We start from the raw sequence: 1,443 nt of genomic DNA, 5'->3' as shown, positions 1-1,443 counted from the left end.
GCGGATCGCCCGCGGAAAGGGAAGGCCTAACCTGAAAGGTTAACCTAAGATTACTTCAACAAATTATCAGAAAGTAATCTATACCCCAACAAATATTCTAGAGCCAAATTAAAAAAGTTCCCTACTTAGGGAATCTTTGGTTATAGTTAATTTCATTACAAATAAAAAGTTGCCCCCCGATGATAGCAGAGAACAACTTTGGTAACTGATATGGTGGAGCCTAGCGGGATCGAACCGCTGACCTCCTGCGTGCAAAGCAGGCGCTCTCCCAGCTGAGCTAAGGCCCCTTCCGATGAGATATGTAATGGTGAGCCATGGAGGATTCGAACCTCCGACCCTCTGATTAAAAGTCAGATGCTCTACCAACTGAGCTAATGGCTCAAATAAAAACTGTTCATATTCTAAACCAACAAATAATTATTATCCATAAAAATAAAAAAATGGCTGGGCCAGCTGGATTCGAACCAGCGCATGACGGTACCAAAAACCGTTGCCTTACCGCTTGGCTATGGCCCAATCATTTTAATAATGGTGGAGGGGGAGAGATTCGAACTCCCGAACCCTGAGGGAGCGGATTTACAGTCCGCCGCGTTTAGCCACTTCGCTACCCCTCCATGATTGGTGGTGCCGGCCGAGGGACTCGAACCCCCAACCTACTGATTACAAGTCAGTTGCTCTGCCAGATTGAGCTAGGCCGGCTTATATTAGATTATTAAAATGGTGGAGGATGGCGGGCTCGAACCACCGACCCCTTGCTTGTAAGGCAAGTGCTCTCCCAGCTGAGCTAATCCTCCATTTATATTAGTGGTGACCCGTACGGGATTCGAACCCGTGTTACCGCCGTGAAAGGGCGGTGTCTTAACCACTTGACCAACGGGCCAAACTTAGATGTGGTACGCTTTTTTCAAAGCTTCCTACCGGGCTTGAACCGGTGACCTCAGCCTTACCATGGCTGCGCTCTACCGACTGAGCTAAGGAAGCACATAAAAATGGCTCCAGCGGCAGGATTCGAACCTGCGACCGATCGGTTAACAGCCGATTGCTCTACCACTGAGCTACGCTGGAATATTTAAAACTACATTTTAGTATGTATCATTCACTATATATAAGGATAAAAAAATTAAAATATCAATGTATTTTAATTAAGTAATGCCCGGCAGCGTCCTACTCTCACAGGGGAAACACCCCAATTACCATCGGCGCTAGAGAGCTTAACTGCTGTGTTCGGCATGGGAACAGGTGTGACCTCTCTGCCATCGCCACCGGACTATGTAGTTGTTAGTTAACAACCTTCAAAACTAAATACGAACCACCAAGCATCTGCGCGTCTTTTCTATTGAAGTTAAGTCCTCGATCGATTAGTATCCGTCAGCTCCACGTGTCACCACGCGTCCACCTCGGACCTATCAACCTCATCGTCTCTGAGGGATCTTACTTGCTCGA

Annotated in this window: 9 tRNA genes and 2 rRNA genes; all 11 read right to left on the bottom strand. The window is 47.1% G+C overall.

The window, feature by feature from the left end:
* Positions 1 to 211: 211 nt before the first annotated feature.
* Positions 212 to 287, bottom strand: a tRNA-Ala gene (locus tag ACFSW4_RS00645).
* 18 nt (positions 288 to 305) lie between these two features.
* Positions 306 to 381 (bottom strand) — tRNA-Lys (locus tag ACFSW4_RS00640).
* A gap of 60 nt (positions 382 to 441) precedes the next feature.
* Positions 442 to 516: transfer RNA gene (locus tag ACFSW4_RS00635), tRNA-Gln, on the bottom strand.
* Positions 517 to 529: 13 nt separating this feature from the next.
* Positions 530 to 614: transfer RNA gene (locus ACFSW4_RS00630), tRNA-Tyr, on the bottom strand.
* 8 nt (positions 615 to 622) lie between these two features.
* Positions 623 to 699 (bottom strand) — tRNA-Thr (locus tag ACFSW4_RS00625).
* A 19-nt stretch (positions 700 to 718) separates the two neighbouring features.
* Positions 719 to 794: transfer RNA gene (locus ACFSW4_RS00620), tRNA-Val, on the bottom strand.
* Positions 795 to 805: 11 nt separating this feature from the next.
* Positions 806 to 880, bottom strand: a tRNA-Glu gene (locus ACFSW4_RS00615).
* Between the two features lie 28 nt (positions 881 to 908).
* A tRNA-Thr gene (locus ACFSW4_RS00610) sits at positions 909 to 981 on the bottom strand.
* A gap of 9 nt (positions 982 to 990) precedes the next feature.
* Positions 991 to 1,065, bottom strand: a tRNA-Asn gene (locus ACFSW4_RS00605).
* A gap of 86 nt (positions 1,066 to 1,151) precedes the next feature.
* A 5S ribosomal RNA gene (rrf, locus tag ACFSW4_RS00600) occupies positions 1,152 to 1,267 on the bottom strand.
* Between the two features lie 71 nt (positions 1,268 to 1,338).
* Positions 1,339 to 1,443, bottom strand: a 23S ribosomal RNA gene (locus ACFSW4_RS00595); the annotation flags it as partial.

The organism is Piscibacillus salipiscarius (genome assembly GCF_042685285.1).
In the GTDB taxonomy this organism is placed as follows: domain Bacteria; phylum Bacillota; class Bacilli; order Bacillales; family Alkalibacillaceae; genus Piscibacillus; species Piscibacillus salipiscarius.
Note: the sequence above shows the minus strand (reverse complement) of the source record. Positions and strands in the feature narration are given on the sequence as shown.